This window comes from Streptomyces sp. NPDC060194, from assembly GCF_042728285.1.
Taxonomy (GTDB): Bacteria; Actinomycetota; Actinomycetes; order Streptomycetales; family Streptomycetaceae; genus Streptomyces.
On record NZ_JBHWZH010000256.1, the window covers coordinates 1 to 3,755 of the forward strand.

The following is a 3,755-nucleotide window of genomic DNA, read 5'->3' on the forward strand; positions in this document are numbered from 1 at the left end:
GTTGTTTATACGCGCCCGCGTCGGGCGGGGCCTGGGGCCGCGCCACTTGCCCGCGGGGGCGGTTGTTTCACGTGAAACATCCGCCCCCTCGGCGTGGAACACCCGCCTCCCGTCGTGAAACGCCCGCCCTCTCGGCGTGCGGCGTCCGACCCTCAGCGCATGAGCCGGCCGGAACTACGCCTGCGTGACGTCCAGTTCCCCGTCGGCGTAGTTGCGCCTGAGGACCTTCTTGTCGAACTTGCCGACGCTCGTCTTCGGCACGGCCGCCACCAGCGCCCAGCGCTCGGGGAGTTGCCAGCGGGCGATGCCCTGCTGGTCGGAGAGAAACGCCTTCAGTTCGGCGTAGTCGGCGCTCGCGCCCTCCTTGAGGACGACGGTGGCCAGCGGGCGCTCGCCCCACTTCTCGTCGGGCACGGCGACCACGGCGGCCTCGGCGACGTCCGGGTGGGCCATCAGCGCGTTCTCCAGCTCGACGGAGCTGATCCACTCGCCGCCGGACTTGATGACGTCCTTGGCCCGGTCGGTCAGGGTCAGGTAGCCGTCGGGGCTGATGACGCCGACGTCGCCGGTCTTGAGCCAGCCGTCCGCGCTGAACTTGTCCTCCGGGCGGAAGTCCTCGCCGTCCGCGCCGCCGTAGTAGGCCCCGGCGATCCACGGGCCGCGGACCTCCAGCTCGCCGGCCGAGGCGTTGTCCCAGGGCAGGACGTCGCCGGCGGGGCCGATCAGTCGCGCCTCGACGCCGGCGGGGAAGCGGCCCTGGGTGAGCCGGTAGGGCCACTCCTCCTCGGCCGTCAGACCGCCCGGCGGGTGGGCGACGGAGCCGAGCGGGGAGGTCTCGGTCATGCCCCAGGCCTGGCAGAGCCGGACGCCGAGCTTGTCGTACGCCTCCATCAGGGCGGGCGGACAGGCGGAGCCGCCGATGGTGACGGTCCTCATCGAGGTCAGGTCGCGGGGCCGGGCGGTGACCTCGGCGAGCAGGCCCTGCCAGATGGTGGGCACGGCGGCGGCGTGCGTGGGCTTCTCGCGCTCGATCATGTCGGCGAGCGGGGCGGGCTGCAGGAACCGGTCGGGCATCAGCATGTTGACGCCGGTCATGAACGTGGAGTGCGGCAGGCCCCAGGCGTTCACGTGGAACTGGGGGACCACGACCAGCGTGGTGTCCTCGGTCGTCAGGCCCATCGACTCGGCGCTGTTGACCTGCAGGGAGTGCAGGTAGACCGAACGGTGCGAGTAGACGACGCCCTTCGGGTCGCCGGTGGTGCCGGAGGTGTAGCAGAGCGACGCGGCGGTGCGCTCGTCCAGCTCGGGCCAGGGGTACGCGGTCTCGCGCCCCGCGATCAGCTCCTCGTAGTCGTGCACCCGCGGGGCGACGCCCTCCAGCGCCGAGCGGTCGCCGGCGCCGCTGACGACCACGTGCTCGACGGTCTTCAGGTGCGGCAGCAGCGGGACGAGGAGGGGCAGCAGGGAGGCGTTGACGATCACGACGCGGTCGGCGGCGTGGTTCACGACCCACGCGAGCTGCTCGGGAGGGAGCCGCAGGTTGAGGGTGTGGAGCACCGCGCCCATGGAGGGGATCGCGAAGTAGGCCTCGACGTGCTCGCTGTTGTTCCACATCAACGTCCCCACCACACCCCCCTCGGTCACGCCGAGTTCGTCGCGCAGGGCGTTGGCGAGCTGTGCGGCGCGGTCGCCGATCTCGCGGTACGAGCGCCGGTGCGGCTCCGGCTCACCGGTCCAGGTGGTCACCGTGGAGCTGCCGTGAATCCTCCGGCCGTGCTCCAGGATCCGGCTGATGTTGAGCGGTACATCCTGCATGGTGCTCAGCACGGGCGGCCTCCGCGGGTCGTGGGTATGCCGCGATTGTGGCCCCATACCCCGCGGTATGTCACTACCGTGCGGTCAGTATTTTCGTAACGTGCGGTAACGAAATGGAGGGCGCCCCGCCCGGACCGGACCCTCAGGTCGCGGACCGGTCCAGACCAGCGGCGAGTTCGGCGTCCTCCCGCAGCTTGCGCAGGGCCCGGGAGACCGCGCTCTTGACGGTGCCGACGGAGACCCCGAGCAGCTCGGCCGTGCGGGCCTCGCTGAGGTCCTCGTAGTACCTGAGGACGACCATCGCCCGCTGCCGGTCGGGCAGCCGCAGGACCGCCTGCCACATGGCGTCGCGCAGGGCCTGCTGCTCCGCGGGGTCGGGCCCGGGCAGCACCTCGGGCTCGGGCAGCTCGTCCGTGGCGAACTCGTCGACCTTGCGTTTGCGCCACTGCGAGGTGCGGGTGTTCACCAGGGCGCGGCGCACGTATCCGTCCACCGCGCGGTGGTCCTCGATGCGCCCCCAGGCCAGGTACGTCTTGGTCAGCGCGGTCTGGAGCAGGTCCTCGGCGTCCCAGGGGTTCGCCGTGAGGGAGCGCGCGGTCCGCAGCAGCACGGGGCCGCGGGCCCGGGCGTAGGCCGCGAACGACGGGTGGCGCGCCGGGTGCGCGGCGGCGGCCTTCGAGGCGCGGGAGCAGACGGTGCCGTCCGGTGGGGTCATGCCCCCACGCTAGGAGCGCCCCCTGCGGTCGCGGATCGGCCGCAGGTGCCTGATCGCCCTCCCTCTCCAGGAGTAGGGCGGGGGCGTGCCCCACCTCCTGAGGGTGGAGCGGGGCTCTGGGGCCGTACCGGGGTGACCCTGACGACACCGTTCCGACCGACCTTCCCTGATTCGAACATGTGCGCGATACTGTCGGTATGGCCACCACCCACCGCCATGACCGTCAGGACCGCCCCTCCCCTCGCGACCGCCGCGCCTCGACCCTCGCGCTGGCGCACGCCCTGACCGCCGCGGAGCGCGGGCTCGCCGTGATCCCCCTCTCGCGCACCAAGCTCCCCGCGCTGCCCTCGCCGCACCGCGCCGAGGACGACCCGCACGCCTGCCGCGGCGCGTGCGGCCGCCCCGGCCACGGCGTGCACGACGCGACCACCGACCCGGCCCGCGTCCGCGCCCTGTTCGCCGCCGCCCCGTGGGCCACGGGCTACGGAATCGCCTGCGGCCTGCCGCCGCACCACCTGATCGGGGTGGACCTGGACACCGACGCGCACGGCCCGCGGGACGACGGATCCGGCGAGGGGGCCGACTCCTCGGCCGAGCTGCGCCGGATCGCCCTCACGCACCTGTTCTCGATCCCGCCGACGGTCGTGGTGATCACGCCCAGTGGCGGCCGCCACGTGTGGCTGAGCGGACCGCCGGACACCGCGGTCCCGAACTCCGCCGGCCGGCTGGCCCCCGGCGTCGACGTCCGCGGGGCGGGCGGCTACCTCGTCGGGCCCGGCTCGGTGACCCACGCCGGCGTCTACCGGCTCGCCCCCGGCACGGCCGACCTCCCGCCGGCCCCGTGCCCGCCCGCCCTCCTGCGCCTGCTCGCCCCCGCGGCGCCCCGCCGCACCGGGCCGCGGCCGGCGACCGCGGCGTCCCAGGGCGGCGGCCTGGTGGAGTTCGTCCGCTCCGCGCACGAGGGCCAGCGCAACACCCGCCTCTTCTGGGCCGCCTGCCGCGCCCAAGAAAACGGCCTCGGCGAGACCCTCACCGAGCCGCTGGTCGCCGCCGCCCGCCACACCGGACTCTCCGACCGCGAGGCCCGCGCCACCCTCGCCTCCGCAGCCCGCTTCACCACCCGCACGAACACCCCCTGACGGGCCGAAGGCCGGCCGCACGTCACCGCACACCGCCCCTCCGCCGACCCGGCCGGAAAACGCAACGGGCGCCTCTCGACGAGAGG

Annotated in this window: 3 protein-coding genes; 1 reads left to right on the forward strand and 2 read right to left on the reverse strand. The window is 73.8% G+C overall.

What is annotated here, in order from left to right:
• Positions 1-174 precede the first annotated feature (174 nt).
• Positions 175-1,827 (reverse strand): long-chain fatty acid--CoA ligase, encoded by a 1,653-nt coding sequence (locus ACFWEG_RS28505; RefSeq protein ID WP_387220862.1) that lies wholly within the window; start codon positions 1,825-1,827, stop codon positions 175-177.
• Positions 1,828-1,957: 130 nt separating this feature from the next.
• Entirely contained in the window at positions 1,958-2,530 is a 573-nt protein-coding gene (locus ACFWEG_RS28510; RefSeq protein WP_387220864.1) for a SigE family RNA polymerase sigma factor, read from the reverse strand.
• Positions 2,531-2,727: 197 nt separating this feature from the next.
• Here ACFWEG_RS28510 and ACFWEG_RS28515 point away from each other — a divergent pair, with 197 nt between their 5' ends.
• Positions 2,728-3,669, forward strand: coding sequence for a bifunctional DNA primase/polymerase (locus ACFWEG_RS28515; protein ID WP_387220866.1), 942 nt, complete (start codon positions 2,728-2,730; stop codon positions 3,667-3,669).
• Positions 3,670-3,755 lie beyond the last annotated feature (86 nt).

Coding starts and splice junctions, on each gene's coding strand:
- ACFWEG_RS28510 (WP_387220864.1), bottom strand. CDS start 2,530: ATGACCCCACCGGACGGCACCGTCTGCTCCCGCGCCTCGAAGGCCGCC.
- ACFWEG_RS28515 (WP_387220866.1), top strand. CDS start 2,728: ATGGCCACCACCCACCGCCATGACCGTCAGGACCGCCCCTCCCCTCGC.